The 3,735-nt window shown below is 69.6% G+C and carries 4 protein-coding genes; 3 read left to right on the top strand and 1 reads right to left on the bottom strand.

Features of this window, described 5'->3' with window-relative positions:
- Both QAA18_RS12640 and QAA18_RS12635 read left to right on the top strand, forming a co-directional pair.
- Positions 1-1,479 (top strand): YdiU family protein (locus QAA18_RS12640; RefSeq protein ID WP_279413437.1); only part of this gene is annotated, 1,479 nt, incomplete at its 5' end.
- 74 nt (positions 1,480-1,553) lie between these two features.
- On the top strand, positions 1,554-1,976 hold the full coding sequence (locus QAA18_RS12635; protein ID WP_279413436.1) for a hypothetical protein: 423 nt from the start codon (positions 1,554-1,556) through the stop codon (positions 1,974-1,976).
- On the opposite strand, the gene QAA18_RS12630 is transcribed toward QAA18_RS12635, so the two are convergent.
- Positions 1,970-2,107, bottom strand: coding sequence for a hypothetical protein (locus tag QAA18_RS12630; RefSeq protein WP_279413438.1), 138 nt, complete (start codon positions 2,105-2,107; stop codon positions 1,970-1,972). The two genes, QAA18_RS12635 and QAA18_RS12630, sit on opposite strands and share 7 nt — an antisense overlap.
- A 100-nt stretch (positions 2,108-2,207) precedes the next feature.
- On the opposite strand from QAA18_RS12630, the gene QAA18_RS12625 reads away from it, so the two are divergent.
- Positions 2,208-3,735, top strand: a 1,528-nt coding sequence (locus QAA18_RS12625; protein ID WP_279413434.1) for an ATP-binding cassette domain-containing protein, incomplete at its 3' end; no start/stop codon positions are given.

Here is a 3,735-nt window from a genome sequence, read left to right as displayed (position 1 = left end):
GATGGCGCGGCGTGGTCGCCGGTCATGCCCACGCCCGTGCCCGCGCCGCGCCTGCTCGCGCATTCGGCCGAAATGGCGGCGCGGCTCGGCTTCAGCGACGCCGACATTGCCTCGCCCGGGTTCGCACGGGTGTTCGGCGGCAATGCGCTGATGCCGGGCATGCAGCCGTTCGCCGCCAACTATGGCGGCCACCAGTTCGGGCACTGGGCAGGACAGCTCGGCGACGGACGCGCGATCAGCCTGGGCGAAGTCGTCGACCGGGAGGGCGCCCGCTGGGAACTGCAGCTCAAGGGCGCCGGGCCTACGCCGTATTCGCGCCGCGCGGACGGGCGCGCGGTGCTGCGTTCCTCGATCCGGGAATTCCTGTGCAGCGAGGCGATGCACCACCTGGGCATCCCGACCACGCGGGCGCTGAGCCTGGTCGGGACCGGCGAAGCCGTGGTCCGCGACATGTTCTACGACGGCCACCCGCGCGAGGAGCCCGGGGCCGTCGTATGCCGGGTGGCGCCGTCGTTCCTCCGCTTCGGCAGCTTCGAGCTGCCGTATGCGCGCGGGGACGTGCCGTTGTTGCGCCGGCTGGCGGACTTCTGCATCCGCCGCGACTTCCCGCACCTGGGCGGCGAGGGCGAGGCGTTGTACGCCGCATGGTTCGCTGAAGTGTGCGCACGCACCGCCGTCGTGGTCGCGCACTGGATGCGGGTCGGTTTCGTGCACGGCGTGATGAACACCGACAACATGTCCATCCTCGGGCTCACCATCGACTACGGCCCCTACGGCTGGATCGACGACTACGACCCCGACTGGACACCCAACACCACCGACGCGCAGGGGCGCCGCTATCGCTTCGGATGGCAGCCCAGGATCGCGCATTGGAACCTGGTGCGCCTGGCGCAGGCGCTGTCGCCGCTGTTCGCCGACACCGCCGCGCTGCAGGCCGGGCTCGATCGCTACGAGGCGACCTTCCTGGCCGCCGAGCGCGGCAACATCGCCGCCAAGCTCGGCCTGGCCGATTGCCGCGACGAAGACGTCGACCTGATGCGCGACCTGCAGGCGCTGCTGCATTCGGCCGAGGCCGACATGACCCTGTTCTTCCGCGGCCTGGCCGACGTGGATCCCGATGCCCCGGATGCGCCACCGCTGGCGGGGGCGTTCTACGACGATGCGAAACGCGCGGCGACCGAACCCGCATTGATGGCGTGGCTCGCGCGGCATGGCGCCAGGGTGATTGCCGACGGCAGCGACGCCGGCGCGAGGCGCGCAGCCATGCAGGCTGCAAATCCGAAATTCGTGTTGCGCAACTATCTCGCGCAGCAGGCGATCGATCGCGCCGAGGCCGGGGACATGGGGGGCGTCGAGGAACTGCTCGAAGTCATGCGACGCCCCTACGACGAGCAACCGGGCAAGGAGGCGTTCGCGGCGCGGCGGCCCGACTGGGCGCGCGACCGCGCAGGCTGTTCGATGCTGTCCTGCAGTTCCTGAACGCTGCCGCGGCGATAAACGCTGCATTCACCGGGTTGCCGCGAAGGTGGACGCCTCCCCTAAGGAGATCGGCCATGTACCGACCCCGGCTGCTCGTTCCGTCCTTGCTGGCGGCTTGCCTCGCGCTTTCCGGGTGCGCAACAAGCCCTGGCAACGGCTATGGCAACAACGATCCGTATTACCCCGGCGGTGCGGGTGGCTATGGCGACCGCCGGGGCAGCGAACGCTTCATCGCCACCGTGGAAGGCGTGGATCCGCGCTCCGGGCGGCTGCTGCTCGTGGCCGGCGATCCCCGCGGCTACCAGCGATCCCGGGTCGAGGTGTACTTCGACAACAACACGGCGCTGTACTACCAGGGCCAGCGCTATCCGGTCACGGGGCTGGAGCGCGGGGACGAGGTCGAAGTGGAGGCGGTACGATCGGGCGGCCGCCTGTGGGCCACCCGGATCCAGGTCGTGCGCAACGTGCGCGACTACGGTGGCGGCTACCGCTACTGAACCGGCACCGATGAACAAGAGAAAGCCGGCTCTTTGCCGGCTTTCTTTTCCTTCTTGGCGGCGCGCTTTTCCTTCAGCGTCTTCTCCGGCTTCTTCTTTTCCTGCTTCTTCTGGTCCATGCCCTTGCTCACGGCGACATTCCTCGGGTGCTGAAGCGGTTGACGGTGGTGACGCGCAGCGATTATGCGCCGGGCGCGCCGGCATTCAAGCCCCGCACCCTACAATTGGCGCATGCCTTTGCTCACCCTCCAGGGCGTCGACTACGGTGTCGGTGGCCCCCTCCTGCTGGAAAACGTCGATCTCGCCCTGGACCCGGGCGAGCGCGTCGCCCTGATCGGCCGCAACGGCGCCGGCAAGTCGACCCTGCTCAAGCTGCTCGCCGGTGAACTGCATCCCGACGACGGCGAGGTCCGCCTGCAGGGCGGGGTGCGGGTGGCGCGGCTGGAGCAGGAAGTGCCGGCGGGACTGGAGGGCAGCGTGGCCGAAGTGGTCGGCGCCGGCCTGGACGGCCACGAGGCCTGGCGCGTCGGTGAAACCCTGGGGCGGCTGTCGCTGGACGGCGCCGCGATGTTCGCCGGGCTGTCGGGCGGGCTCAAGCGCCGGGTGCTGCTGGCGCGCGCCCTGGTGTCGCAACCGGACGTGCTGCTGCTGGACGAGCCCACCAACCACCTCGACATCGAGGCGATCGAGTGGCTGGAAGGCTTCCTCAAGGCCTGGAAAGGCGCGCTGGTGTTCGTCACCCACGACCGCCGCTTCCTGCGCGCCCTGGCCACGCGCATCGTCGAGATCGACCGCGGCCAGGTGAGCAGTTGGCCGGGCGACTGGGCCAACTACGAGCGGCGTCGCGAGGAGCGGCTGAATGCGCAGGAACAGGAAAGCGCGCGCTTCGACAAGCTGCTGGCGCAGGAGGAAGCCTGGATCCGCCAGGGCATCAAGGCGCGCAGGACCCGCGACGAAGGCCGCGTGCGGCGCCTGGAAGCGATGCGCCGCGAGCGTAGCCAGCGCCGCGAGCTCGCCGGCAACGTGCGCATGGAAGTCGCGCAAGGCGCGGCGTCGGGCAAGAAGGTGATCGAGGCGCGCGATGTCTCGTTCGCCTATCCGGGCGGGCGCGACCCCGTCATCCGGAATTTCTCCACCACCATCCTGCGCGGCGACCGCATCGGCCTGGTCGGTGCCAACGGCAGCGGCAAGACCACGCTGCTCAAGCTGCTGCTGAGCGAACTGGTGCCGACCGCCGGCGAGGTGCGCCAGGGCAGCAACCTGCAGGTCGCCTATTTCGACCAGTACCGCGCGACGCTGCGCGAGGACTGGAACGCGATCGAGAACGTCGCCGAAGGCCGCGAGTCGGTGACCATCAACGGCCGCCAGAAACACGTCGTCGGTTATCTCCAGGACTTCCTGTTCACCGCCGAGCGTGCGCGGGCGCCGATCACGCGCCTGTCCGGCGGCGAGCGCAACCGCCTGCTGCTGGCGCGGCTGTTCGCGCAGCCGTCGAACCTGCTGGTGATGGACGAGCCGACCAACGACCTCGACGTTGAAACCCTGGAACTGCTGGAGGAACTGCTGGCCGAATATCCGGGCACGCTGCTGCTGGTCAGCCACGATCGCGACTTCCTCGACAACGTCGTGACCTCGACCCTGGCGATGGAAGGCGACGGTGTCGTCGGCGAGTACATCGGCGGCTACAGCGACTGGTTGCGCCAGCGCCCGGCGCCAGCCGCCCCGGCCGTCGAGGCGCGGACCGCGCGCGACGTGCAGG

The organism is Luteimonas sp. 8-5 (assembly GCF_029763755.1).
GTDB lineage: Bacteria > Pseudomonadota > Gammaproteobacteria > Xanthomonadales > Xanthomonadaceae > Cognatiluteimonas.
The sequence above is the reverse complement of the archived record's forward strand: the minus strand, read 5'-3'. Positions and strand labels throughout refer to the sequence as shown.

What these genes read in the sequence shown, in the direction of transcription:
- QAA18_RS12635 (WP_279413436.1), top strand. Translation starts at nt 1,554, where the DNA reads ATGTACCGACCCCGGCTGCTCGTTCCGTCCTTGCTGGCGGCTTGCCTC.